This is a genomic window from Pseudarthrobacter sp. L19 (genome assembly GCF_050859435.1).
GTDB lineage: Bacteria > Actinomycetota > Actinomycetes > Actinomycetales > Micrococcaceae > Arthrobacter.
Genome location: NZ_CP193935.1, coordinates 628618 through 653696, shown reverse-complemented (window position 1 = coordinate 653696; position 25079 = coordinate 628618). Strand labels below are relative to the sequence as shown.

22 protein-coding genes and 1 riboswitch are annotated in these 25079 nt (G+C 70.0%); of the genes, 17 read left to right on the top strand and 5 right to left on the bottom strand.

Annotated features, from left to right (window positions below):
- Nucleotides 1-38: 38 nt before the first annotated feature.
- From ACRQ5B_RS02925 to ACRQ5B_RS02915, 3 genes are read left to right on the top strand one after another with little or no spacing between them, the layout of a single operon-like run.
- Nucleotides 39-2087 (top strand): flagellar biosynthesis protein FlhA, encoded by a 2049-nt coding sequence (locus tag ACRQ5B_RS02925; protein WP_432396789.1) that lies wholly within the window; start codon nucleotides 39-41, stop codon nucleotides 2085-2087.
- Complete coding sequence (locus ACRQ5B_RS02920; RefSeq protein WP_432396786.1) at nucleotides 2065-3522, top strand: hypothetical protein; 1458 nt, start codon at nucleotides 2065-2067, stop codon at nucleotides 3520-3522. The genes ACRQ5B_RS02925 and ACRQ5B_RS02920 overlap by 23 nt, the downstream gene beginning before the upstream one ends.
- A 9-nt stretch (nucleotides 3523-3531) precedes the next feature.
- Nucleotides 3532-3882, top strand: a complete 351-nt coding sequence (locus ACRQ5B_RS02915; protein WP_432396784.1) for a carbon storage regulator — start codon at nucleotides 3532-3534, stop codon at nucleotides 3880-3882.
- Here ACRQ5B_RS02915 and flgN read toward each other — a convergent pair.
- Nucleotides 3879-4400 carry a flagellar export chaperone FlgN gene (gene flgN, locus ACRQ5B_RS02910; protein ID WP_432396781.1) on the bottom strand — a complete coding sequence of 174 codons (522 nt, stop codon included), beginning with the start codon at nucleotides 4398-4400 and terminating at the stop codon, nucleotides 3879-3881. The genes ACRQ5B_RS02915 and flgN overlap by 4 nt on opposite strands.
- Nucleotides 4401-4616: 216 nt before the next feature.
- On the opposite strand from flgN, the gene ACRQ5B_RS02905 reads away from it, so the two are divergent.
- Nucleotides 4617-5435, top strand: coding sequence for a sigma-70 family RNA polymerase sigma factor (locus ACRQ5B_RS02905; protein ID WP_412882217.1), 819 nt, complete (start codon nucleotides 4617-4619; stop codon nucleotides 5433-5435).
- Nucleotides 5436-5557: 122 nt separating this feature from the next.
- The gene (locus ACRQ5B_RS02900) at nucleotides 5558-6040 is read left to right on the top strand and encodes a Dps family protein (RefSeq protein ID WP_432396777.1); all 483 of its coding nucleotides are present in this window, start codon (nucleotides 5558-5560) and stop codon (nucleotides 6038-6040) included.
- Nucleotides 6041-6168: 128 nt separating this feature from the next.
- On the opposite strand, the gene ACRQ5B_RS02895 is transcribed toward ACRQ5B_RS02900, so the two are convergent.
- A complete protein-coding gene (locus ACRQ5B_RS02895; protein ID WP_432396774.1) occupies nucleotides 6169-7731 on the bottom strand; it encodes an MFS transporter in 1563 nt (520 codons plus the stop codon).
- A gap of 67 nt (nucleotides 7732-7798) precedes the next feature.
- Between ACRQ5B_RS02895 and ACRQ5B_RS02890 the strand changes: the two genes are divergently transcribed.
- From ACRQ5B_RS02890 to ACRQ5B_RS02865, 6 genes are all read left to right on the top strand, one after another.
- Nucleotides 7799-8338: a TetR/AcrR family transcriptional regulator gene (locus tag ACRQ5B_RS02890; protein WP_412882219.1), complete on the top strand. Its 540-nt coding sequence runs from the start codon at nucleotides 7799-7801 to the stop codon at nucleotides 8336-8338.
- Nucleotides 8339-8843: 505 nt separating this feature from the next.
- Nucleotides 8844-8941, top strand: a riboswitch (glycine riboswitch).
- A gap of 158 nt (nucleotides 8942-9099) precedes the next feature.
- Complete coding sequence (gene gcvP, locus ACRQ5B_RS02885; RefSeq protein ID WP_432396770.1) at nucleotides 9100-11973, top strand: aminomethyl-transferring glycine dehydrogenase; 2874 nt, start codon at nucleotides 9100-9102, stop codon at nucleotides 11971-11973.
- 8 nt (nucleotides 11974-11981) lie between these two features.
- Entirely contained in the window at nucleotides 11982-13145 is a 1164-nt protein-coding gene (gene gcvT / locus ACRQ5B_RS02880) for a glycine cleavage system aminomethyltransferase GcvT (RefSeq protein ID WP_432396767.1), read from the top strand.
- 74 nt (nucleotides 13146-13219) lie between these two features.
- Nucleotides 13220-13606: a glycine cleavage system protein GcvH gene (gene gcvH, locus ACRQ5B_RS02875; RefSeq protein WP_400159948.1), complete on the top strand. Its 387-nt coding sequence runs from the start codon at nucleotides 13220-13222 to the stop codon at nucleotides 13604-13606.
- A complete protein-coding gene (gene glyA, locus ACRQ5B_RS02870) occupies nucleotides 13603-14931 on the top strand; it encodes a serine hydroxymethyltransferase (RefSeq protein ID WP_432396763.1) in 1329 nt (442 codons plus the stop codon). Before gcvH ends, glyA begins: the two co-directional genes overlap by 4 nt.
- 412 nt (nucleotides 14932-15343) lie before the next feature.
- Complete coding sequence (locus ACRQ5B_RS02865; RefSeq protein WP_432396760.1) at nucleotides 15344-16756, top strand: L-serine ammonia-lyase; 1413 nt, start codon at nucleotides 15344-15346, stop codon at nucleotides 16754-16756.
- Nucleotides 16757-16765: 9 nt separating this feature from the next.
- On the opposite strand, the gene ACRQ5B_RS02860 is transcribed toward ACRQ5B_RS02865, so the two are convergent.
- Nucleotides 16766-17329, bottom strand: a complete 564-nt coding sequence (locus ACRQ5B_RS02860; protein WP_432396757.1) for a TspO/MBR family protein — start codon at nucleotides 17327-17329, stop codon at nucleotides 16766-16768.
- Between the two features lie 133 nt (nucleotides 17330-17462).
- Here ACRQ5B_RS02860 and ACRQ5B_RS02855 point away from each other — a divergent pair, with 133 nt between their 5' ends.
- On the top strand, nucleotides 17463-18536 hold the full coding sequence (locus ACRQ5B_RS02855; RefSeq protein ID WP_432396754.1) for a lipid II:glycine glycyltransferase FemX: 1074 nt from the start codon (nucleotides 17463-17465) through the stop codon (nucleotides 18534-18536).
- 32 nt (nucleotides 18537-18568) lie between these two features.
- A complete protein-coding gene (locus ACRQ5B_RS02850) occupies nucleotides 18569-20065 on the top strand; it encodes a threonine/serine ThrE exporter family protein (protein ID WP_432396750.1) in 1497 nt (498 codons plus the stop codon).
- Nucleotides 20066-20105: 40 nt separating this feature from the next.
- Here the strand turns inward: ACRQ5B_RS02850 and ACRQ5B_RS02845 are convergent, their stop codons facing one another.
- A complete protein-coding gene (locus ACRQ5B_RS02845) occupies nucleotides 20106-20948 on the bottom strand; it encodes a siderophore-interacting protein (RefSeq protein ID WP_432396747.1) in 843 nt (280 codons plus the stop codon).
- A 105-nt stretch (nucleotides 20949-21053) separates the two neighbouring features.
- Nucleotides 21054-21830: a uracil-DNA glycosylase gene (locus tag ACRQ5B_RS02840; protein WP_432398672.1), complete on the bottom strand. Its 777-nt coding sequence runs from the start codon at nucleotides 21828-21830 to the stop codon at nucleotides 21054-21056.
- 270 nt (nucleotides 21831-22100) lie between these two features.
- Between ACRQ5B_RS02840 and ACRQ5B_RS02835 the strand changes: the two genes are divergently transcribed.
- The 4 genes from ACRQ5B_RS02835 to ACRQ5B_RS02820 all read left to right on the top strand — a co-directional run bounded on the left by ACRQ5B_RS02835 (nucleotide 22101) and on the right by ACRQ5B_RS02820 (nucleotide 24809).
- Nucleotides 22101-22346: a DUF3263 domain-containing protein gene (locus tag ACRQ5B_RS02835; protein WP_290258800.1), complete on the top strand. Its 246-nt coding sequence runs from the start codon at nucleotides 22101-22103 to the stop codon at nucleotides 22344-22346.
- A gap of 102 nt (nucleotides 22347-22448) precedes the next feature.
- Nucleotides 22449-23087, top strand: coding sequence for a LytR C-terminal domain-containing protein (locus ACRQ5B_RS02830; protein ID WP_432396744.1), 639 nt, complete (start codon nucleotides 22449-22451; stop codon nucleotides 23085-23087).
- Nucleotides 23088-23253: 166 nt separating this feature from the next.
- Nucleotides 23254-23457, top strand: coding sequence for a cold-shock protein (locus ACRQ5B_RS02825; protein ID WP_290258717.1), 204 nt, complete (start codon nucleotides 23254-23256; stop codon nucleotides 23455-23457).
- Nucleotides 23458-23576: 119 nt separating this feature from the next.
- Nucleotides 23577-24809, top strand: a complete 1233-nt coding sequence (locus ACRQ5B_RS02820; RefSeq protein ID WP_432398670.1) for an ABC transporter substrate-binding protein — start codon at nucleotides 23577-23579, stop codon at nucleotides 24807-24809.
- The last annotated feature ends 270 nt before the right edge of the window (nucleotides 24810-25079 follow it).

Here is a 25079-nt window from a genome sequence, read left to right as displayed (position 1 = left end):
CCTCGTTGCTGCGCACGCCCCAGTGAAAGGACCGCGTCATGAACAACAGGCTCGCCCGGCTGGCGGTGCCCATCGGCATTGTCGGCATCGTGCTCCTGCTGGTGGTCCCGGTCCCGGCACCGCTGCTCGACTTCCTGATCGTCTGCAACATCCTGCTGGCGCTATTGGTGCTGCTGACCAGCATGTTCGTGAAGAAGCCGCTGGACTTCTCCGTCTTCCCCTCACTGCTGCTGGTGGCCACCCTGTTCCGGCTGGGCCTGAACGTGGCCTCCACCCGCCTGGTCCTGGGTAACGGCTACGCCGGCCAGGTCATCGAGGCCTTCGGCAAGGTCACCGTGGGCGGCTCCATGATCATCGGCGCCGTCGTCTTCCTGATCCTCGTGGTCATCCAGTTCGTCGTCGTCACCAAGGGCGCCGAGCGCGTCGCCGAGGTGGGGGCCCGCTTCACCCTCGACGCGATGCCCGGCAAGCAGATGGCCATCGACGCCGACCTCAACGGCGGCCTGATCACGGACACCCAGGCCCGCGCCCGCCGCGCCGAGGTCTCCGCCGAGGCCGACTTCTACGGTGCCATGGACGGTGCCTCCAAGTTCGTCAAGGGCGACGCGATCGCCGGCATCATCATTATCATCATCAACTTTGTCGGCGGCATCGCCATCGGCATGCTCCAGCGCGGCCAGCAGATCGGCGACGCGCTGGGCACCTACGGCCTGCTGACCATGGGCGACGGCCTGGTCACCCAGATCCCGGCGCTGCTGATGGCCGTCTCCACCGGCATGATCGTGACCCGGTCCAACGCCGAGGCGGACATGGGCCGGACCGCGTCCACCCAGCTGCTGCAGTCCCCGAACGCCCTGATGATCGCCGGCGTGGCCGCGATGGCCATGGCGCTGATCCCCGGCATGCCCCCGCTGCCGTTCATCCTGGTGGGCGCCGGCCTGGTGCTGGCCTCGCGCCGCACCGTCGCCGCGCAGCGGCAGGCCGCCGAGGCCAGCGAGGCCGAGGCCGCCGCGCTGAGCGCCCCCGAACAGGACCCGAACGAGAAACTGCTCGAGGAGATGCGGATCCACCCCGTGGAGATCCTGCTGGCCCCGGACCTGGTGGACATGGTCTCCGGCGCCTCCGACGACCTGTTGGCCCGGGTCCGGTCCCTCCGGCACAAGATCGCCATGGACCTGGGACTGGTCATCCCGCCGGTGCGGACCCGCGACAGCGTGGACCTGCCCCCGGCCACCTATGCCATCCGCATCGCCGGCGTGGAGGCCGGGCGGGGGAGTGCCCCGGCCGGGCAGATGCTGGCCCTCGGCGACTCCCTGGATTCCCTGCCGGGTGTGGCGATGATCGAACCGGTCTTCGGCCTGGCCGGCAAGTGGATCCCCGCCGAGATGCGGCACAACGCGGAAATGACCGGCGCCACCGTGATCGACCGTGTGTCCGTGCTGGTCACCCACCTGTCCTCGATCGTCACTGCCAACGCCGCCCGGCTGCTCTCCCGCGAAGACGTCCGGGTCCTCACCGAAGGCGTACGGAAGCAGAGCCCGTCCGCCGTCGAGGAACTCACCCCCGCGCTGCTCTCCCTGGCCGAGCTGCAGCGGGTCCTCCAGGGCCTCCTGGACGAGCAGGTCCCGATCAACGACCTCGCCCGGATCTACGAGGCGCTCACGCTCCGCGCCAAGGTCTCCACCGATCCGGAATCCCTCGTGGAGGCGGCCCGCCAGTCCCTGGGCCCGGCGCTCACCGCACGCTTCATGGACGGCCCGGTGCTGAACGTGATCATGATCGACCCGCTGCTGGAGCAGTCCATGCTGGAGGACATGCGCCCCGCCGAGGGAGGCAGCCAGATCGTCATGGGCCAGGACCGCCTCGACGCCGTGCTCCGCTCGGTCCAGAACGCCATGGACGCCGCGGCGGCCGCCAACCGGCAACCCGTGCTGGTCTGCGCCCCCGCCCTGCGCCCGGCCATCCACCGCCTGATGGGCGCCCAGCCCGGGTCCCTTCCGGTGCTCTCCTACCGGGAGGTCACCTCCGCCAACGTCCGGATCGAGACCGTAGGAGTCGTGCGCCATGCCGAACCGCTATCGGCTTAAGGGAGCCTCGCTCGAGGAGATCCAGGCCAAGGCCCGGGCCCAGTACGGCCCCGCGGCGCGGATCGTCTCGGCCGAACGCGTCATCAGCCCGGGCATCGCAGGGATGTTCGCGGCCAACCGCTACGAGGCGGTGGTCGAGCTGCAGCCGCGGCACGACGTCGTCACGGGTGAGGTGGTGCCCGACGCCGACGTGCTGAACGCCGACGGCGACGGCGCCCCGGTCATCATTGGCGACGGCGTCCCGGCGGCCCAGGCGGCGGCGTCCGATTCTTCTTCGCCGACGGTGCCTGCCGCTCCGTCCGTGCCGGGCGCTCCGGCCGGTGCACCGCAGCCGGCGTCGGCGGCGTCGGCTGTGTCCCCGGCAGCCCCGGCTGCCGAGGAGCCCGGCCGCAAGTCCCGCCGCAAGGCCGCCAAGGCGGCCAAGGCAGGCCGGGCGGCGAAGGCTGACCCCGCTGCTTCCGCCACGCCGGCCCCGCCGGCTGGTGCCTCCGGTGGAGCCGCCCCGGGGCCCTCCGCTTCCGCTGCCACCCCCGGCGAGCAGGCCCGCGTATCCGCGCCCGGCCACGCCCTGCAGGGCGACGCCATCGCGGCCCTGCTGGCCGAGGCAGACGCCGCCGAGATGACCATGCACCGCCCGGCCCAGCCGGCACTGTCCACGGAGACGCCCGGCTTCGCCGACCTGCTGAACCAGCTCGGTTCCGGGCTGCAACCGCCGTCGACCGCCGCCTCGCCGGCACCCGCGAGGGCACCGCAGCCCGCCGGCGCACCCACCGGAACCGCACCCGGCGGAACCGCACCCGGCGCCGCTGCAGCCGGTGCCTGCACCGCCGCCGTGAGCCTGCTCGGCCCCGCCGAACCGGCCGACAGTGTCCGCTGCGGCGAGGATCGGTCCGAGGCACCCGTGGTCCCGAAACGCATCCCGGCCCCGGTTCCGCTCCGCGGCACCGGAGACCTGGTGGTCCTGGTGGGCCTGGGCGACGACCCGCTGGACACGGCCCTGGACATGTCCATTGCCGCGGGCGGGGCGGACGTGCGCACCGCGGGCGAGCTCAGCGCCTACGGCCACCTGCACCTGGACGGCCGTCAGAGCGCGACGGCGGCCCGCGCCCACGCCGTGGAAACCGAGCAAACCGTCATCGCGGCCTTCGGGCTCGGCAAGGGCCGGCACGCGTTGGCCCGGCTCCAGGCCCTCGCGGCCCTTTCCCCGGACCAGGTCTGGGTGGTGGTGGACGCCGGCCGGAAAACCGCGGATACCGCCCGCTGGATCAACGTGGTCCGGTCGCGGCTGGAGATCGACGCCATGGCCGTCGTCGGCGCCGCGTACACCTCCTCGCCGGAGACCGTCGAGGCACTGAACATCCCGGTGGGATGGATCGACGGGAAGCCGGCCGGTAACCCGCTTCCATGGGCCGCCGCAGACGGCAGCGAAGGGTAGATTGAGAGAATGCTGGTACTCACACGCAAGCCGGGCGAACAGATTATGATCGGCGACGGCATCGTCATCACTGTTCTGGAAGGCCGCGGCGACGGCGTCCGGATCGGCATCGAGGCACCCCGCGGTGTCCCGATCCAGCGCCGGGAAGTTATCGAGGCGATCGCCGCGGCGAACCTCGCGGCCGCCCAGGCGGGCGCCGACGACGGTTCCGGCACCGAGGACGCGTTGCGCGGCCTGCTCGCGCCGGCTCCCGCACCCGCCACGCCGGCACATTCCACACCGGCCCCCTCCACACCGGCACAGTCCGATCCCGCCGCCCCGGCATCCGACGCCGAACCCGCTGCCGGAGTCAACGGCTAGAGCGAGTTCGCGTCGTCCCCGAGGTACTGGGCCATCAAAGGCTGTGCGGCGCGCCGGGTGATGGCCAGAGCACGTTCAATGTTGGCGGCCAGCGTCAGCTGGTCGAGCATCGCCTCGGCGCTCGCGGCCGCCGGCGGTTCCAGCCCCAGGAGAGCGGTTTCGTTCGTGGCGGAGGCGGCGGCGAGCCGTCCCAGGAGGGCCCGCAACCCTTCGAGGTGATCCTGCAGGACCGTGGGCCAGGCGCCGGGCGGCGCGGCGGCGATCAGCTCCACCAGGGTGGCCTGCGCCGGGAGGCCCCATTCACCGGCCACGGCCGCGGACTCGACGTTGCGGGCGAGCGCCTCGAAGCGGAGGCGGTCCAGCACGGCTTCGATTTCGGAGGAGGTGAAATTCAGCCAGGCGAGGTTGCCGGCGGCAAGGTGCAGGCGCTGCGTTTCGAGCCGGAACAACAGCAATTCAAGCTGCCGGCGTTCCTGCCACAGCGCCGCCGAAAGATCCCCCGCACCCATGGGCCCCATTCCCTTGCCATCCCGGCCGTATGACGGCTTTCCGCATTTTCGGCCAAGCTTTTTCCTGAGGGTACACGCAGATTCCGGATCAGGTGATAGGTTTCGATCTGGGCGCTGCACCCGACCGTCGAAGACCGACTCCCATGGGGGGAGCACGGGGCCGTTTGGGGATGCGGCTTCCGCTGTTTTACAGCTCCTGAACCGGTCTCATGGGGGGACACACTATTGAATCGCGTGGAACGCAACGAGATGGTCACTCAGCACCTTCCGCTGGTTGGCTACCTCGTCTCAGATTTGTGCTCGAAGGCGTCCCACCTCTCGCGCGATGACCTGGCGTCGGCTGGCGCCGTAGCCCTGATTACCTCGGCCGATTCCTTCGACCCCGGGCTCGGTGTTCCCTTTGGCGCGTTCGCCCGCCGCCGTATCCTCGGCGCCTTTGCCGACGAGATGCGCGCCAGCGACTGGGCCACCCGCTCGGCACGCCGCCGGATCAAAGAGACCATGTCGGTGCAGGAGACCTTGGCCTCCGCCCTCGGACGGACCCCCACCGTCGACGAGATCGCCGCGGCCCTCGGTGTCCAGCAGAGCGTCGTGGAGGCAGCCCTCGCGGATGCCTCGCGCACCCTCACCCCGCTGGACGACGCCGTCGTCGACACCCTGGCGGCCGAAACGCTGTCCCCGGAGAGCTCGGTCCTGGCCGACGAGCGGCTCCAGTACCTGCGCGCCGCCGTGAAGTCCCTGCCCGAGCGGATGCGTTACGTGGTGGAGGAGATCTACTTCGGCGACCGGACCGTCAAGGACCTCGCCGCGGAACTTGGCTCCACCCACGCCGCCGTCTCCCAGCAGCGCGCCGAAGCCATCCGGCTGATGCGCGACGGTCTCACCGCACACTACGCCGACGACCCGGACCGCGGCTTCGAGCCCGAATCCCGGATCACGCCGCGGCGCCGCAACGACTACCTGGCCCAGCTGTCCGAGGCCACCGCCGGCGGGATCACGCGGGCGATATTCCCGCAGGGACCCGCGCTGAACCAGGCCGTCTAGACCCCGAATCCAGCTTAGTAAGTTCACTTACTAAGCTTATCGTGAAAACTCTCCCTGCCGTTTCCTGCCTGCGGTAGCGTCTGTGGCATCAGCCCGTCCAGACGCTCCACCAAGGAGGATTCATGAAAGCAACCCCCACCCTCGCAGGCAACATGCAGGCCGTGCTCGTGGACCTGATCGAACTCCACGTCCAGGGCAAGCAGGCGCACTGGAACATCGTCGGCACCAACTTCCGCGACCTGCACCTGCAGCTCGACGAGATCATCGACGCCGCCCGGACCTTCGCGGACGAGATGGCCGAGCGCATGCGGGCCCTGCACGCCCTCCCGGACGGCCGCAGCTCCACGGTGTCGAAGACCACCGCCCTGCCCGAGTTTCCCACCGGCCTGATCAACACCAAGGACGCCATCGAGAAGATCGTGGCCGCACTGGAGGCCGCCGTTGGCACCATGCGCAAGGTGCACGACGAGGTGGACGAGCAGGACCCCACCACCGCGGACCTGCTGCACGCCTTCATCGCCAAGCTTGAGCAGTTCGCCTGGCTGGTCAACGCCGAAACCATGCGGGCCACGGCCTCCGTCACGACACCGGACGCCGGCAAGTAAACCGAAGGACACAGGGCAGCGTCCGACGCCGGGAGTCCCGGCGTCGGACGCTGCTTTTGGACTCGCGGAGGGCCGCTGGTGTCCTTTTGGGGCGCCCGAGTCAGTGGGCGTGAGTCAATGGGCCCGGCTCAGTGCGCCCGCGGCACCCGGCGGAGGACGACGGCGGCCAGCACCGCCGCGCCGGCCATCAGGGCAAGCGCAATCGCCGCCGTGATGTGGACGCCCGAGTCGAACGCCGCGCGGGCGGCGGTCATCACGGCGTCGGCCAGGGGGCCGGGCAGCGTCGCGGCCAGTTCCGCCGCCCCGGCCAGGGTCTCCCGGGCCTGGCCCGCGGCGGCCGGGTCGGCCTGCGGGAGCCCGGCGGGCAGGACCAGGTTCCGCTGGTAGGACGCCGTCAGGATGGAACCCAGCACGGCCGTGCCCAGCAGCGAGCCGACCTCGTACCCGGTCTCCGAGATCGCGGACGCGGCCCCCGACTTGGCGGCCGGGGCGGCGCCGAGGATCAGGTCGTTGGAGATGGTCTCGGCCGCCCCCACGCCCAGGCACAGCACCAGGAGCGCCGCCAGCAGCATCGCCGGCCCGGAACTGTGGTCGCCGAAGGCCACGAGCGCATATCCGACGGCGCTGAACAGCAGTCCGCCCGCCACCACAAACCCCGGACGGACCTTCCGCACCAGCGGGACCACCAGCAGCCCGGCCGCGACGGTGGCGGCCAGCGCGGGGACCATCGCCAGCCCGGACTCGGACGGCGTCTGCCCCTCCAGGAGCTGGAGATGCTGGGCAAGGAAGAGGATGAAGCCGTTGTAGGAGAACAGCGCCAGGACGTTGGCCGTAATCGCCGTGCTGAACACCGGATTGCCGAACAGGCCCAGGTCCAGCAGGGGAGCGGTGGTGCCGCCCACGGCGAGCCTGCGCTGCCGCCGGACGAAGGCGTACCCCATGAGGAGCCCGGCGCCGAGGGCCGCCAGCGGCACCGGGCCGGTGCCCTCCACGGCCAGCATCTTGATGCCATAGACGGCCGGCGCCATCGCCAGCATGGACAGCGCGATGCTGGGCAGATCCACCGGCCCGGGGTTCGGGTCGCGGGATTCGGGGATGAAGGCGGGGCCGAGGAGCAGCAACGGCACGATAATGGGAACCGCCATCAGCAGCACCGCACCCCACCAGAGGTGCTCCACCAGCCAGCCGCCCAGGACTGGGCCCAGCGCCGCGCCGCCGGATAAGCCCGCGGCCCATATGGCCACCGCCAGGCGGCGCCGGTTCGGCTCCGGGAAGATGTTCCGGATTAGCGACAGCGTGGAGGGCATCAGCATGGCCCCGAAGAACCCCAGCGCCGCCCGACCGGCCACCAGCCACTCCGGGCCGGGGGCGAACGCGGTCGCCGCGGACACCGCCGCGAAGCCGGCGGCGCCGGTGAAGAGAAGCCGCCGGCGGCCGATCCGGTCCCCGATGCTGCCCATCGCGACCAGCAGGCCTGCAAGCACCAGCGGGTACACGTCGACCATCCACAGCAGCTGGACGCCGGTGGCATTCAGGTCGCGGGCGATCGCGGGCAGGGCGAAGGTCAGGGCGGTGTTGTCGACCGCCACGAGAAGGACCGGAAACATCAGCAGCGATAACGCCAGCCAGTCCCGCCACGGCGCCCGGGGGCCGGCCGTGGGATGCGCGGCAACAGGAAGCAAGGTCTTCATCAGAATAACTATACCGTCTGGACGGTATAGTTAAGAAATCAGGCTCCCACCGGGCATGATGGGAGCCATGCCCAGGAAACCCGTCGCCCGCGAGGCCGTCCTCGACGCCTTCGAATCCCTGCTCATCGCCGAAGGGGAGCGGGCCGCCACCCTCGACGCGGTGGCAAAGCGGGCCGGGGTCTCCAAGGGCGGCCTGCTGTACCACTTCCCGAACAAGGAGGCCATGATCGCGGTCCTCCTGGAGCGGCTGGACCTGTTGCTGGCCGAGGACCTGGCCGCCATGGCCGCGGCGCCGGAGGGTGCGGCCGCCTACTTCATCAAGTCCTCGGTCTGGGCGGATACCGCCCTGGACCGGGTCTTCGTCGCGGCCACCCGGCTCGCCGAGGTGGCGCACGCCGAGACCCTGCGCCGCATGGCCGGCGTGCAGGCCAGTTGGCTGGAACTGCTCGCCGCCGACGTCGGGCCCGGAATGGCCAAGGCGGTGCTCTACATGGGGGACGGCCTGTATTTCAACGCCATGCTGGCCCGCAGCGCGGGTGCCACGCCGCTTGCGGTGGACGACGACGTCGAGAGCCTCCTCGCCGCCGTCGACCGCCTCCGCCCCTAAGGACGCTCCCTCACGTCCGGCACCTCTCCAGCGGACGCTCCCTCACGTCCGGCACCTCTCCAGCGGACGCTCCCTCACGTCCGGCACCTCTCCAGCGGACGCTCCCTCACGTCAGGCGGCACTCCACGGGACTTTCCCTCACGTCCGGCACCTCTCCACGGGACGCTCCCTCACGTCCGGCACCTCTCCAGCGGATGCTCCCTCACGTCCGGCGCTCATTTGAGGGATGCACCCGCATGTCGGGTGAGCGGGCTTTCTGGAAATAACCTCCGAACCTGAGGGAGCGTCGTGGAAACGTGGACCGGACGTGAGGGAGCGTCGCAGAAGATAGAGCTGAACCGGAGGGAGCGTTCCGGAAAAGTGGGCCGGATGTGAGGGAGGGTCGCAGGAAATCGCGCCGAAAGCGAGGGAGCGTTGGACGGGGAGAAATGAAGTTTGCGGACGTGGGCTCCGGCATAGGACAATGAGTGCTGTGACCATGGTCACGAGCAACTGAATATGCCTTTGATCTGCGGCGGGAGAGTCCTGCCAGTTGTACACGCAGGCGCCGTAGGAGCAAATCCTCCCCAGGAATCTCTCAGGCCCATGTACCGCCGCGGCGAGGCCACTCTGGAAAGCAGCGCGCCACAAGTCCCCCGGGATGCCGCGCTCACCGACGGTGCAAGCGGGGCCCCGCCAAAGGGTCGCGCGGAAACTCTCAGGTCCAATACAGAGCGGGGAGGAACCCGAATCACTGCGGCGTACCCTGCGCCGCCTTAGTTATGGAGTTCCTTGTGACCGTTACCTCAGCCTCCACGTCCTTCGTTGACAGGCATATCGGCGCCCGCCGCCAGGCCGACGTCGAGACCATGCTCAAGGCCGTCGGCTACGACACCGTCGACGCGCTCGTTGATACCGCCGTTCCCAAGGACATCCGTCAGGACTCCGGCCTGGCACTGACCGCCGCGCTGAGCGAGGTGGAGGTCCTGGCAGAGCTGCGCAAGCTCGCCGCCAAGAACAAGACCGCCGTGCAGATGATCGGCCAGGGCTACTACGACACCGTCACCCCCGCCGTGATCCGCCGCAACATCCTCGAGGCGCCGGCCTGGTACACGGCCTACACGCCGTACCAGCCCGAAATCTCCCAGGGCCGGCTCGAGGCCCTCCTGAACTTCCAGACCATGGTCCAGGACCTGGTGGGCCTGCCGATCGCCAACGCCTCGCTCCTGGACGAAGCCACCGCCGTCGCCGAGGCCGTGCTGATGATGCGCCGGGCCAACAAGAACAAGGACGCCCGCGACGGTAAGACCGTCATGGACGCCGACTGCCTCCCGCAGACCATCGCGATCGTCAAGGGCCGCGCCGAGGCTTTGGGCTTCGAGGTGGAAGTCGCCGACCTGTCCAAGGGCCTCCCGGAGGGCACCATCAACGGCATCGTGCTGCAGCAGCCCGGCGCCTCCGGCCGCGTCTTCGACCACTCCGCCGTCATCGCCGAGGCCAAGGAACGCGGCGCGCTCGTCACCGTCGCCGCAGACCTGCTGTCCCTGACTCTGATCACCCCTCCCGGCGAGCAGGGCGCCGACATCGCCGTCGGCTCCGCCCAGCGCTTCGGCGTCCCGCTGTTCTTCGGCGGCCCGCACGCGGCCTACATGGCCGTCCAGAAGGGCCTGGAGCGCTCCATGCCCGGCCGCTTGGTGGGCGTCTCCAAGGACTCCGCCGGCGTCCCGGCCTACCGCCTGGCCCTGCAGACCCGCGAGCAGCACATCCGCCGCGAGAAGGCCACCTCCAACATCTGCACCGCGCAGGCGCTGCTGGCCATCGTCGCGTCCTTCTACGCCGTCTACCACGGCCCCGACGGGCTGAAGGCCATCGCCGAGACCGTCCACGGCCATGCCCGGACCCTCGCCGCCTCGCTCAAGGCCGCCGGCCTGGACGTCGTGCACACCTCGTTCTTCGACACCATCACCGTCTCCGTGCCGGGGAAGGCCGCCGACATCATCGCCGCCGCCGACGCCAAGGGCATCAACCTGCGCGCCATCGACGCGGACACCGTCGGCATCTCCGCGGATGAGGCCACGACGGGGACACACGTCGCCGACGTCGCCGCCGCGTTCGGCGCGAGCGTGGCCGACCCTGCCTCAGGCACGGATAGTGCCTTCGCCCTGGACTCCGCCGTCGAACGCAGCTCCGACTACCTCCAGCACCCGGTCTTCAACACCCACCGCTCCGAGACCCAGCTGCTGCGTTACATCCGCCGCCTCTCGGACCGCGACCTGGCCCTGGACCGCACCATGATCCCGCTGGGCTCCTGCACTATGAAGCTGAACGCCACGGCCGAAATGGAAGCCATCTCCTGGCCGGAGTTCGCCTCCATCCACCCGTTCGCCCCGGAATCCCAGACCGCCGGCTGGCGCGAACTGATCGATGACCTCGAGGCCCAGCTGACCGAGATCACCGGCTACGACCAGGTCTCCATCCAGCCGAACGCCGGTTCCCAGGGCGAGCTCGCGGGCCTGCTGGCCATCCGCGGCTACCACCTCTCCCGCGGAGACGACCAGCGCAACGTCTGCCTCATCCCGGCCTCCGCGCACGGCACCAACGCCGCCTCCGCGGTGCTCGCCGGCATGAAGGTCGTCGTCGTCGCCACCGCATCCGACGGGACCATCGACCACGCCGACCTGCAGGCCAAGATCGAGCAGCACAAGGACGCCCTGTCCTGCATCATGATCACCTACCCGTCCACGCACGGCGTGTACGACGCCGACGTCCGCGAGGTCTGCGACGCGATCCACGCCGCTGGCGGCCAGGTCTACATCGACGGCGCCAACCTGAACGCCCTCGTCGGCCTCGCCCAGCCGGGCCAGTTCGGCGGCGACGTCTCACACCTGAACCTGCACAAGACCTTCTGCATCCCGCACGGCGGCGGCGGTCCCGGCGTCGGCCCGGTCGCCGCCAAGGCCCACCTGGCACCGTTCATGCCCGGCAACGCCGCGGACCCGGCCAACGGCGCGGACGGCACCCCGATCTCCGCCTCCCGCTACGGCTCCGCCGGCGTCCTGCCGATCTCCTGGGCCTACGTGAAGCTCATGGGCGGGGAGGGCCTGACCGAGGCGACCAAGTCGGCGCTGCTCGCGGCCAACTACATCGCTGCCCGCCTGAACGACTCCTTCCCGGTGCTCTACACCGGCGAGGGCGGCCTGGTGGCGCACGAGTGCATCCTGGACCTGCGCGAACTCACCGCCAAGACCGGCGTCACCGCCGAGGATGTCGCCAAGCGCCTGATCGACTACGGCTTCCACGCCCCCACCCTGGCGTTCCCCGTGGCCGGCACCCTGATGGTCGAGCCCACCGAATCCGAGGACCTCGGCGAGATCGACCGGTTCATCACCGCGATGATCGCCATCCGCGCCGAGATCGACCAGGTAGCCCACGGCGACTTCACCGTCGAGAGCAGCCCGCTGCGCAACGCCCCGCACACCGCGGCCGCGACCATCAGCACCGATTGGGACCGCTCCTACTCGCGCGAGCAGGCCGTCTTTCCGGTCCACACGCTCAAGCAGGACAAGTACTTCCCGCCGGTCGGCCGGATCGACGGCGCCGCCGGGGACCGCAACCTGATCTGCTCCTGCCCGCCGCTGTCCGAATTCGAAAACTGAGGCCTCCGATGACTGAGAACTACACCGCCCTGTACGAAGAGCACAAGAAGCTCGGCGCCTCCTTCACCGACTTCGGCGGCTGGCAGATGCCCCTGAAGTACGGCTCCGAACTCGCCGAACACCACGCCGTCCGCGCCTCCGCGGGCCTGTTCGACCTCTCCCACATGGGCGAGGTCTGGGTCACCGGCCCCGACGCCGCGGCCTTCCTCGACTACGCCCTGGTGGGCAAGATCTCCGCCATGGCCGTCGGCAAGGCCAAGTACTCGCTGATCTGCAACGAGGACGGCGGCATCATCGACGACCTGATCACCTACCGCCGCCCGGCGGGGGCCGACGGTACCGACGCCTTCCTCGTGGTGCCCAACGCCGGCAACGCCAAGGTCGTCGCCGCGGCCCTGGCCGAGCGGGCGGCTTCTGCCCAGGAAGGCGGCTTCGACGTCACGGTCCGGGATGCATCCGCCGAGATCTCGCTGGTCGCGGTCCAGGGCCCCAAGGCCGAGGCCATCCTGATGCGCCTGGTTCCCGCCGCCCAGCACGACCTCGTCACCGGCCTGAAGTACTACGCCGCCGTCGAAGTTCCCTTCATGGTCGCCGGCGCCGGCAAGGACCTGCTGCTCGCCCGTACCGGTTACACCGGCGAGGACGGCTTCGAGATCTTCGTGGACAACGACGACGCCGCCGCCCTCTGGCAGGCGTTGATCGCCATCGCCGAGGAGGGGGAACTGACCCCGGCCGGGCTCGCCTCCCGCGACTCCCTGCGGCTCGAGGCCGGCATGCCCCTCTACGGCAACGAACTCTCGCTCCAAGGCGATCCGTTCGCCGCGGGCCTCGGCCCCGTCGTCGCGCTCTCCAAGGAGGGTGACTTCGTCGGCAAGGCCGCGCTGGCCGCCAAGAAGGACGCGGGCGCCGGCACTACCACCGGCCGCCGCCTCGTCGGGCTCAAGGGCCTCGGCCGCCGCGCCGGACGCAGCCACTACCCGGTCCTCAAGGACGGCGCCGTCGTCGGCGAAGTCACCTCCGGCCAGCCCTCACCCACCCTGGGCTACCCCGTGGCCATGGCCTACGTCGACGTCGCCTACACCGAACCCGGCACCACCCTGGACATCGACCTGCGCGGCAAGCCCGAACCGTTCGAGGTCGTCGCCCTGCCGTTCTACAAGCGCCAGAAGTAACACTCCGTGGGGCGCGCCCTTCGGGGTGCGCCCCACGCGCTAGGCTTTTTACCCTCCAAACTTAGGAATTTTTCATGGCAAAAGTAGCTCCTGAACTGCAGTACTCCGACGAGCACGAGTGGGTTTCCCGGGAGGACGGCACCGACGTCGTCTCCATCGGCATCTCCGCCGTCGCCACCGACGCCCTCGGCGACATCGTCTACGTCGACCTCCCCGAGGTCGGCTCCACGGTCACCGCGGGGGAGACCTGCGGCGAGGTCGAGTCGACCAAGTCCGTGTCCGACCTGTACGCCCCCGTCACCGGCGAGGTCACCGAGACCAACTCCGCCGTCGTCGACGATCCGGCCCTGATCAACAGCGACCCGTACGGCGCCGGCTGGCTCTTCAAGGTCGCCGCCGTCTCAGACGGCCCGCTCCTCTCCGCCCAGGACTACGCCTCCAAGAACGGCGGCGAACTGTGAGCGCGGCCGCCGGCACGCACACCGCAGTGTTCGAACAGGTCGTCTCCCCGTCCCTGGACGCGGACCTGTCGGAGCTGGACCCGGAGATCGCGGCGAAGATCGACGCCGAACTCGCCCGCCAGCGCGACGGGCTGGAGATGATCGCCTCCGAGAACCACACCGCCCGCGCGGTCATGCAGGCGCAGGGCTCCGTCCTGACGAACAAGTACGCCGAGGGCTACCCGGGCAAGCGCTACTACGGCGGCTGCGAGCACGTTGACGTCATCGAACAGCTCGCCATCGACCGGGTGAAGGCCCTGTTCGGCGCCGAATACGCGAACGTCCAGCCGCACTCCGGCGCCCAGGCCAACGCCTCCGTCATGCACGCCCTGATCCGTCCGGGCGACACCATCATGGGACTGAACCTGGCCCACGGCGGCCACCTGACCCACGGCATGAAGATCAACTTCTCCGGCCGGCTCTACAACGTCATCCCGTACCAGGTGCGCGAGGACGACCACCGGATCGACATGGCCGAGGTCGAGCGCCTGGCGCACGAGCACAAGCCGCAGCTGATCGTTGCCGGCTGGTCCGCCTACGCCCGCCAGCTCGACTTCGCCGAGTTCCGCCGGATCGCCGACGCCGTCGGCGCCTACCTGATGGTGGACATGGCGCACTTCGCCGGCCTGGTCGCCGCCGGAATGCACCCGTCCCCGGTGCCGCACGCGCACGTGACGACGTCGACGACGCACAAGACCCTCGCCGGTCCGCGCGGCGGCATCATCCTCTCCAACGACGCCGACATCGCCAAGAAGATCAACTCGGCCGTGTTCCCGGGCCAGCAGGGCGGGCCGCTGGAGCACGTCATCGCCGGCAAGGCCGTCGCCTTCAAGGTCGCCGCGTCCGCCGAGTTCAAGGAGCGCCAAGAGCGCGTCCTGGCCGGCGCCCGGATCCTCGCCGACCGTCTCACCCGCGACGACGTCGCCGCCAAGGGCATCTCCGTGGTCTCCGGCGGCACCGACGTGCACCTTGTCCTGGTGGACCTGCGCGACTGCGAACTCAACGGCCAGGAAGCCGAGGACCGGCTCGCCGCGATCGACATCACCGTCAACCGAAACGCCGTCCCGTTCGACCCGCGCCCGCCGATGGTCACCTCCGGCCTGCGGATCGGCACCCCGGCCCTGGCCACCCGCGGCTTCGGCGAGGCGGCGTTCACCGAGGTGGCGGACATTATCGCCGAGGCCCTCATTGCCGACGCCGACGCCGACCTCTCCGGGCTCCGCGACCGGGTCCAGGCCCTCGCCGCCGCCCACCCGCTCTACCCGTCGGTGACGAACCTGGGCTGATTCGCCCCTCGTTCTCCGTGCCCGCCGTCTTCGTGGTTGGCTCCGGTGCCCGCTGCCGTGGCTGGCTCCGGGGGCGCCGCCGTGGTTGGCTCACGTGCCCGCCACCGTGGTTGGCTCCGGGGCCGGCGGACCGGACTTTTCACGCGTGCTCGCTCGTACCTCGCTTAGACGCACGCTTTCGAAAAGCCCGGCTCCGCCGCCCCCTCCGGGGGTCGCATGCCGTTGTTGGCATTACTCAATTGGCGTCCGGGACCACGGCGCCAAGGTGACGGGCCAAAGGGAGGGTGCCGGGCATCCGGCAGCATGCGTCAAAGCGACGAAGGAGCAGCATGCAGAGGATGTCCGGTGCCCTCCCACCCAAGCCGGCCCGACGGCGAAGCTCACTTATGCAGTGTTTAGTTAGGATTTAGTAATGGCTGTAGGCGTCTTTGATCTGTTCTCGATTGGGATCGGGCCCTCGAGTTCGCACACCGTGGGGCCGATGCGGGCCGCTGCGTTATTTGCCGAGGAGTTGAAGGCGTCGGGCGACCTTGAGCGGGTGGCGTCGCTGCGGGTGGACCTGTACGGCTCGCTCGCCGCGACCGGACACGGGCATGGCACCATGACCGCCATCCTGCTGGGCCTCGAGGGGTACCACCCGGAGAAGATCCTCCCCGACGAGGTCGAGGAGCGGCTCGCCGCGATCGCCGGGACCGGGACGCTGCAGCTGGCCGGCGCCGTCGAACTTCCCTACGGGGTCAAGGACATGGTGCTCCGCCCCCTCACGGTGCTGCCCCGGCACACCAACGGGATGACGTTCACCGTCTCCAACGCCGACGGCGGCATCCTGCACCAGGCGACGTTCTTCTCCGTCGGCGGCGGCTTCATCGTCCGCGAGGGCGAGGAGGAAGCGGCGCAGCAGGAACTCGACGAATCCAAAAAGGAACTGCCCCTGCCGTTCCGCACCGCCGCCGAACTGCTCGAACACTGCCGGAACACCTCCCTGCGGATCAGCGACGTCATGCTGGTCAACGAGGAGGATATCCGCACCGCCGAGGACATCCGCGCCGGTCTGCTGCACATCTACTCCGTGATGGAGGAATGCGTGGCCGTCAGCCTCAAGCGCAAGGGCCTGTTGCCGGGCGGCTTGAACGTCCGGCGCCGTGCCCCGGACTGGCACGAGCGGCTGATGAAGGAAAGCTGCGAGGAGGACCCGGACTTCCGGGATCCGAAGTACTGGCAGGAATGGGTGAACCTGATCGCCCTGGCCGTCAACGAGGAGAACGCCTCCGGCGGCCGCGTCGTCACCGCACCCACCAACGGCGCGGCCGGGATCATCCCCGCCGTGCTCTACTACGCGCTGCACTTCGCCCCCGGCATGGACAAGGCCACCCAGCAGGACCGGGAGGAGACCGTGGTGAAGTTCCTGCTCGCCGCGGGTGCCATCGGTGTCCTCTACAAGGAACAAGCCTCCATCTCCGGCGCAGAGGTCGGCTGCCAGGGCGAGGTGGGCTCGGCGTCGTCGATGGCCGCCGCCGGCCTCGCCGAGGTCATGGGCGGCACCCCGCAGCAGGTGGAGAACGCCGCCGAAATCGCGATGGAACACAACCTCGGCCTGACCTGCGACCCGATCGGCGGACTGGTGCAGATCCCGTGCATCGAACGCAACGCCATCGCGGCGGCGAAGGCCATCAACGCCGCCAAGATGGCGCTTTGGGGCGACGGGTCGCACCGGGTCTCCCTCGACGAGGTGATCGTGACCATGCGCGAGACCGGCAAGGACATGAGCTCCAAGTACAAGGAGACCGCCATGGGCGGCCTTGCCGTCAACGTCGTGGAGTGCTGAGGCGACCACTCAGTTGGTGAAGGCCGCCCACAGGTTCAGCGTCGAGGCGAAGACCACCCACGCCAGGTAGGGGATCAGCAGCAAGCCGGCCGGGCGGCTGATCCGGCGGAAGCGGACCAGCGTTGCCGCCAGGACCACGGCCAGCGCCACGATGATGACCAGGGCAATCCACAGCGCCGGCGTACCCAGGGCCGGGTAGAGGGCAAAGAACGCCGGTGTCCACAGCAGGTTCAGCACCAGCTGGACGGCGTAGAGGGTCAGCGCCCGGCGGGTCCCCTCGGCGCGGGTGCGCCACACCAGCCACGCCGCCACCGCCATCACGGTGTAGAGCAGCGTCCAGACCGGTCCGAAAACCCAGTTCGGTGGCGACCACGGGGCCTTGTCCGCGGAAGCATACCAGCCGTCGACGTTGCTGGCGGAGGCCAGGCCGCTGAGTCCGGCAACCAGCGCGGAGGCTGCGAGCAGCACAAGCAGGCCCAGTACCTGGGCGCCGGCTCCCCGGTGCGCCGACGCGCCCGGCCCGGCCTGGCGGGAGGCGTTTAGTTCAGGCTGCGGGTCAGGCTGCGGTTGCATGCCTTCAGCCTAGCTCGGGAGCCGCTGGCGGCCACAGGGGCGGCGTCCCGGCCACCCGTGACGCCGATAGACTTGGTGGTGCATGCCAGCCATGCCGCCGAAGCTCGTCCCGCAAAGATTGGATACCGCACCCTTGCGAGAATTCACCGCCCGCTTTGCCTCCGCCGAAGAGGTTGCCACCTGGGACGCCCGCGTCACCGCGAACCCCAACGGCGGGAACCTGCTGCAGTCGGAGGCCTTCGCCGAGGTCAAGCAGCACTACGGCTGGAAGCCCCTGCACCTGGTGTACGAGACGGCCGACTACACCAGCTACAACCTGGTCCTGGAGAAGAGCTTCCCCGTGCTGGGCAAGCTCTGGTACATGATCAAGGGACCCGACGTCGCCTCCGTCGAGGACATTCCGGGCATCGCCAAGGCCAACGCCGACTTCGTCAAGCGCGCCCGGCTGGGCGTCTTCGCGATCAAGATCGAGCCCGACGTCGTCCTCACCGACGACGCCCGGCGCGTCATCGAGGGCGCGGGCCTGGTTAAGACCCACAACCTGCAGCCCAACGATTCCACCGCACTGCTGGACATCTCCCCGGAGGAGAACCAGCTGCTGCGCAACCTGCACTCCCGCGGCCGGAACGCCGTCCGCCGCGCCATCCGCGAGGGCGTGGAAGTGCACACTGTCGAGCCCACAGAGGAGAACTTCCGGGCCATGTACGGCCTGATGAGCACCACCGTCGAGGCCAAGTCCCAGGTCCGCGTCCGGGACTTCGGGTACTACCAGCGCTTCTGGACCAACTTCCTCAAGCGCGGCCAGGGCCGGATGATGTTCGTCTACGAAAACGGTGTCCCGTCCGTGGGCGCCTTCGTCATCAACTACGGCCGCAAGGGAACGTACAAGGACGGCGGCTCCCTGCAGCAGCGCGGCCAGTACGGCGACTCCCACCTGGTCCAGTGGACCGCCATCAACCAGCTGAAGGAGCTCGGCTGCACCGAGTACGACTTCTGCGGCACCCCGCCGAGCGACAAGCTCAAGGACACGTCCAACCCCTTCCACGGCCTGGGCCTGTTCAAGACCAGCTTCAGCAAGACCGTCACGGACTTCGTCGGCTGCTACGACCAGGTCCTCAGCCCGTTGAAGTACAAGGCCTGGACGGCAGCGGGGGAGCGGGTCGCCCGCCAGCTCTACACCCGCCGCACCGGCCAGCAGTTCTACTAGACCGCCCAGCAAGGTGAAGTGAGATGGCCGGGATGAACAAGACCCCCGAGGGCCGCCGCGGACCGCAGACGGACGGCCTGCCCCGCACCGAACCGATGTCGGCCATGCAGGTGCGGCAGAACGCCGCCGCCCGGCGCATGCTCCGCCGCCTTGTCCAGGGGGAGAACCCGCCGACGGCGCCGCTGAGCATCGTGGACCGGCTCGCCGGCAGCCCCTACGCGAACCCGATGATCCAGGTCGGCGGCGTGGACGCGTCCGCCCGGAAAACCATCGATTTCGCGCTCAAGCTCGCGGAATCGATGTTCCGGTACGGCGCCGGCGCCCTGGAGGTGGAGACCAGCATTATTGCGATCACCGCGGCTCTGGGGTTGAAGAACATCGAGGTGGACATCACCAACCAGTCGGTGGCGATCAACTATGCCCCGAAAGACCAGACGCCCATTACGCTGCTGCGCGTGGTCCGGTCCTGGACCAACAACTACGCCGGCCTCGCCGAAGTCCACCAGCTGGTGACCGACATCGTGGCCGGCGGGGTGGGCCGGGAGGAAGCAGTTCGCCGGCTTGAGGAGATCACCCACAGCGCCAAGCCGTTCCCGCGCTGGATGGTCACCGTGGCCTTCGGCGTCTTCTCGGCTGTCTTCGTGGCGGTGCTCGGCGGCGGCATCGCGGCCTCCGGGATCGCGTTCCTGTCCAACCTTCTGGTCAGCCTTCTGGCCCGGCAGCTGGGCCGCTGGCGCACCCCGGACTTCTTCATCACCGCCTCGTGCTCCTTCGTGGTGACCATCATCGCCCTGCTGCTCTGGCGGTTCGGGAGCCCGGTGGGGATCACTATCGCCCCGGCGATCGTGGTGGTGGGCGGCATCCTGCTGCTGCTGCCCACGGGACGCCTCGTCTCCTCGGTGCAGGATGCCATCAACGGCTTCCCGGTCACCGCCGCCGGCCGTTTCCTCTCCACCATGCTGACCTTCGGGGCCTTGGTCTCTGGGATCGCCGTCGGGTTCGTGGTGGGGGCAATGACGGGCATGCAGTCCATCGACGTGACCGAAACATTCCCGCCGAGGTATCCGCTCTGGGTGCTGGTGCCGCTGGTGGCGATCGCCGTCGTCGCGATCGGCGTGACGGAGCAGACCTCACTAAAGCTGCTGCTGCCGACGGCGGCGGTCGGCGTCGTCGGCCACCTCGTCCTGATCGGAGGCACCGCACTGGGCATCGGGCCGCGCTTCGCCCCGGCCCTCGCCGCCGTCGTCATCGGCCTGCTGGCCCGGGTGGTAGCGCTCCGGATGGGCGCCCCGCAGCTGGTGGTGGCCGTGCCCGCGGCGCTGATCCTGCTGCCCGGCCTGACCATATTCCGTTCCATGTATGTTTTGACCATCGAGGAGCAGGAAATCCTCATGGGCGCCGGCGGGATGCTCAACGCCGGGGCCATCGTGCTGGGCGTGGCCGCGGGCATCGTCCTCGGCGATACCCTCGCCAGGCCGCTGACCCGCAGCCTGGCCAGCAACGAGCGGCGCCGGGCCCGGCGCCGCTAGCCCGGCACCGCCCGGCGCCGTTGGCGGGATGCCGGGTCGATCAGATCTTGCCGATGGGGAGTTTCTTCTCGGCCTGGAAGTCGTCCTCCACCCGGCCGCGCGCCCAGTAGCCGGAGAGAGAGACCCGCCCGCGTTCCAGCCCCCGCTGGGTGAAGAACACCTCACGCAGGGCCTTCATGGCGCCGCGCTCACCGTGCGCGAAGACCGAGACGCGTCCCTCCGGCCAGTCGGCGGACCCGACGGCGCCGGCCAGGCGGCGCTCGTCGTCGGCGCCAGCGTCGTTCCCGCGGAAGAGCCAGCGCAGTTCGACACCGGCGGGGGCGGCCAGGGGCAGGACGTCCGCCTCGGAGCCGACCTCCAGAAAGGCCAGGCCGCGGGCGTCGCGGGGGAGGGCCTCCAGGGCCGCGCCGATGGCGGGCAGGGCCGATTCGTCCCCTGCGAAGAGGTGCCAGTCCGCCTCCGGATCCGGGTTGTAGCCGCCGCCGGGGCCGGTGAAGATCAGGGCGTCCCCCTCCCGCGCCGATGCGGCCCAGGGCCCGGCGAGTCCCTCATCCCCATGGATCACGAAGTCGATGGCCAGCTCCTCGGCCGCCTCGTCCACCCAGCGGACCGTGTAGGTGCGGGTGTAGGGCCACTGCTCCCGGGGATGGGTCTCACGGATCGCCCACAGGTCCAGGGGCTGGGGGTAGTCCACGCCGGGCTGCGGGAAGGCGATCTTGACGTAGCGGTCCACGTACGCGTTGTTGCGGTAGTCCGCGAAGCCGGGGCCGCCGGCGATGATCCGCACCATGTGCGGGGAGAGCTGTTCGCGCCGCAGCACCGTCAGGGTGGTCTGGGGCCGGGAGTTCCGGTTGGCGGAGGTGGCGGCGGGTACAGAAGTCATGCGGCTAAGCCTAGCCAACCGTGCCTCCTTCTTGTCCGCCCAGGCGCCGGGACTGCCGCCCCTTCACAGACGGGACGGAGGGGCCGCGCCGGGGTCCAGGGAGGCTTAAGGCAGCGGCGGCAGTTCCCAGTCGACCGGCGCCGCGCCCTGGGCGGCCAGCAGCTCGTTGGCCCGGCTGAACGGCCGGGATCCGAAGAAGCCCCGTGCGGCCGAGAGCGGGCTCGGATGCGGGCTGCTGACGACGGCGGTCCCGCCCAGCAGCGGCCGGACGGACTCCGCATCCTTGCCCCACAGGATGGCGACCAGCGGGACCGGCCCGCCCTGGGGGTCCGTGCGGTCAACGACGGCGCGGATGGCGGCGGCCGTGACCTCTTCCCAGCCCTTGTTCCGGTGCGATCCGGCGGCACCGGCCCGCACGCTGAGCGCCCGGTTCAGCAGCAGCACGCCCTGCCCCGTCCAGCGGCTCAAGTCGCCGTGGATACGCGGCGGCAGGCCCAGATCGGCGTCGAGTTCCTTGTAGATGTTGGCCAGGCTGCGAGGGAGGGGACGGGTGTGGCCCTCGACGGCGAAGGACAGTCCGATCGGGTGGCCGGGGGTGGGGTAGGGGTCCTGGCCCACGATCAGCACCCTGACGTCGGTGAGCGGCTGCTGGAAAGCCCGGAGCAGCCTGTCCGGAGCCGGCAGGACCTGGCGGCCGGCCGCGGCCTCGGCGGCGACGAACTCCAGAGCCCGGCGCAGTTGAGGTTCCACCGGTTCCAGGGCGGCCACCCAATCCCGGGCCACCAGCTCGCCCAGCGGCCGCCGGACCAGCGCGGCAAAACCGCCGTCGCCGTCGGCGGGGCCCTGCGGCGCCCCGCCGATTGCGCCGGGAACGGCATCCAGGGGAAACAGGGCTTCGGTCTGCGGGGTATCGCTCACTCCCTCATTCTGGCAGGCGCGAGCGGCGGCGTTCAGGGCAGGCGATCCGAGCAGACCTCCGGCACGGCACGGCGCCGGGCGAATGACAGGGCTGTTATTCGCCCGTAGCATGGGGAGGAATCCACAACAGCGAGCAGGGAGTGAGCCGTGGCCGAAGCAGTGCCGGACAACGCGACGGCGGACGACGTTCCGGTCGACGCAGGCCACGGGGAAGCCGGACCGGCCGAGTCCGGGCTGAGCAGCCGCGACAAGGAAATGCTGGCGCTTGAACGGCAGTGGTGGAAGTACGCCGGGGCCAAGGAACAGGCCGTCCGTGAGCTCTTCGACCTGTCCGCCACGCACTATTACCAGATCCTCAACGCCCTCATCGACACCGAGGCCGCCCTGGCCCATGACCCGATGCTGGTGAAGCGATTGCGTAGACTACGTACGTCACGACAACGTGCCCGCACGGCCCGGCGCCTGGGTTCGGACGCCTGAACCCGCCGGGTACGCCCCGGGAAGAACGCGGCGCCGGAGTCCCGGAATCTGCACCGGTTCCGGCCGCGGACCACTAGAAATCAGCAAGGACAGCGCTTCACCATGACCAGATACCCACGGGATGAATTCGACCGGGTCCCGGAGACCTCCACGCGCCAAGGGGTTCACCGCACCGTCGCGGCCGCCAAGTCCCGCGGGCTGGCACCCATCCTTTCCGTAGGAGCGTTCGCCCTGGCCGTCGGCCTGGTGGCCTTCCTGCTGCTGCCCCGGCTGGGGTTCGGTCCCGCCGGCGGAACGGCGATGGCCGCGGATAAGAGCAGCGCCACGGCCGCCGCGTCCGCCACCGCGCAGCCCACCGCGGCCCCGACCGTGCAGCCGACGACGTCCCCCACCAGCGACCCGGGCAGCACGGTGGCTGCCGCTTCCTCCGGCACCACCCCCGCCCCGACGGCCACCGCGGCCGCCGTCGACAAGACGCAGCCGGTGGCGGTCTACAACGGCACGACGACGGCGGGCCTTGCCGGCCGCGTCGGCAGCATGGTCACCTCCGACGGCTGGGTCCTGGGCCCGCTCGGCAACTGGACCGGTCCGCGGCAGCAGACCTCCGTGGTCTACTACAACGGCGCCGCCCAGAAGGCCAACGCCGAGGAACTCGCCGCCCTGCTGGGGATCGCCACCCTGGTCGATTCGGCCGATTTCAAGATGCCCCTGGTCGTCGTCCTGGGCCCCGGCTACCGCTGACCCGGTCCCCGTCCGGACCGGTTACGCCTGCATAACGTTCCGGCCGACCCCGTGACGCGCGGACCGGCGCGCCCGGGGCCGGCGGGTACAGTGGCCGGAGTTCATGACCGCTCCGCGGCGCACAGCGAGGTGCACCGCGGCCAAGCTAGCTGAAAGTGTGGAAACGATGGCTCTGGGCACCGTCAAGTGGTTCAACGCGGAGAAGGGCTACGGCTTCATCACCGTGGACGGCTCGGGCATCGACGTCTTCGTCCACTGGTCCGCCATCGCCGGCGAGGGCTACCGTGCGCTTGCCGAGGGGCAGCGCGTTGAACTTGAGGTCGGCGAAGGCGAAAAGGGCCCGCAGGCCGAGAGCGTCAGGCCCGCCTAGTGGCCCGTCCTGACCCAGCGCTGACCGCCGCGGCGCAGACGAACGCTGACCGACGAACCGCCAGCCGACGAGTAGCCAGCCATCGGCCGACCGGCCGCCCCGCCGTCGTCCTTTCCACCCTGCTTGCCTCCGCCTTGGCCCTCACCGGGTGCTCCGGCGCCACCGGCAACGCCAGAACGGACGCCGCCGAGGCCAGCGGGGACGGAACCCTGCGGATCGGCGTGCTGCTGGACAACACCGGGGACCAGAGCTTCCTCAACGCCCCGCAGTTGGCGGCGGTCAAACTCGCCATCAAGGAGATCAACGCCGCCGGCGGCCACAAGGGCAAGCCCGTGGAACTGCTCCCCGAAACCATCAGTTCCGACACCGCCGCCCAGGCCAAGACCCTCGTGGCGGCCAAGGCCGACGTCGTCATCGGCCCCACGGATTCCAGCCACGCCGCCGCCGCGATCGACGTGCTCTCCAAAGCCAAAATCGCCATGATCTCCCCGGCGAACGCCGCGCCGGGACTCAGCAGCTACCGGAGCGGCGGCTACTACTTCCGCACCGCCGCCGCCGACGTCGCCCAGGCCTCCATCCTGGTCAAGCTCGCCAAGGACGGCGGCGCCAAGACGGTCGCCGTCCTGCACGAGGCCGGAAGCTACGGCAAGGAGGTCTCCGCGGCGGTTGCCGCCGCGGCGAAGTCCGCCGGTTTCGGCACGCCCATCGACGCCGAATTCCCGGCCGGCCAGGCACAACAGGCCGCGACCGCGGCCAAGGCCGCCGCGCCCGACGCCGTCGTCCTCATCGCCCGGCAGGGTGCGCAGGGCGCCATCGCCGAACTCAACAACGCCGGACTCGCGGGGAAGAAGCTGGTGCTCTCCGACGGCGCCGTGGGCGAGTACGGCCAAGGCCTGGGCTCCCACGCCCTGGACGGTGCCCGCGGAGTCCTCCCCGGCACGTTCCCCAGCGCGCAGTTCCAGGCAGGCCTGGTCGGCATCGACCCCGGGCTCAAGGACATGACCTTCGCCGCGGAGGCCTACGACGCCGTCAACCTCGCCGCGATCGCCGCCGCCGCGGCCCAGGACGACGCCGGCACCTCCATCGCCTCCCGCCTCATCGCCGTCTCCGGCGGTAACGCCGCGGGGGCGGAGGGCTCCGCTGGCGGAGAGGCCGCCGACTGCCACACGTACAAGGAGTGTCTCGACGCCCTCCACGCCGGCAAGCGCCCCAATTACGAGGGCCAGTCCGGGCCCGTGAACTTCGATAGCAACGGCGACGTGACCGCCGCGGCCTACATGGTTTACACCTACGGGCCGGACAACACGGCGAAGATGACCGGCAGCGAAACGGCCCGCAGCGGCGGGTCCTGATCGCCCTCGGCGAAGCGCCCCGCGGGGACAGGCCCCGGAGCGCGAAGCCTTCTTGCACTCTCCCCGGGGGAGTGCTAATTATGGAGTTAGCACTCCCGCTCATCGACTGCTAACGCCGGGCCCCGGTCCGGACACGGCATCGGTGCCGCGGGAGCAAAGGAAACACCTGGCTGGGTGAGATCCCGGTCCGGCGGCATACAGAGGCTGCCGGGCAGGTATCGTCCGTCGCGGGCACCGACGCCAAGGTTCATTCTTTAACGACTGTCCCGA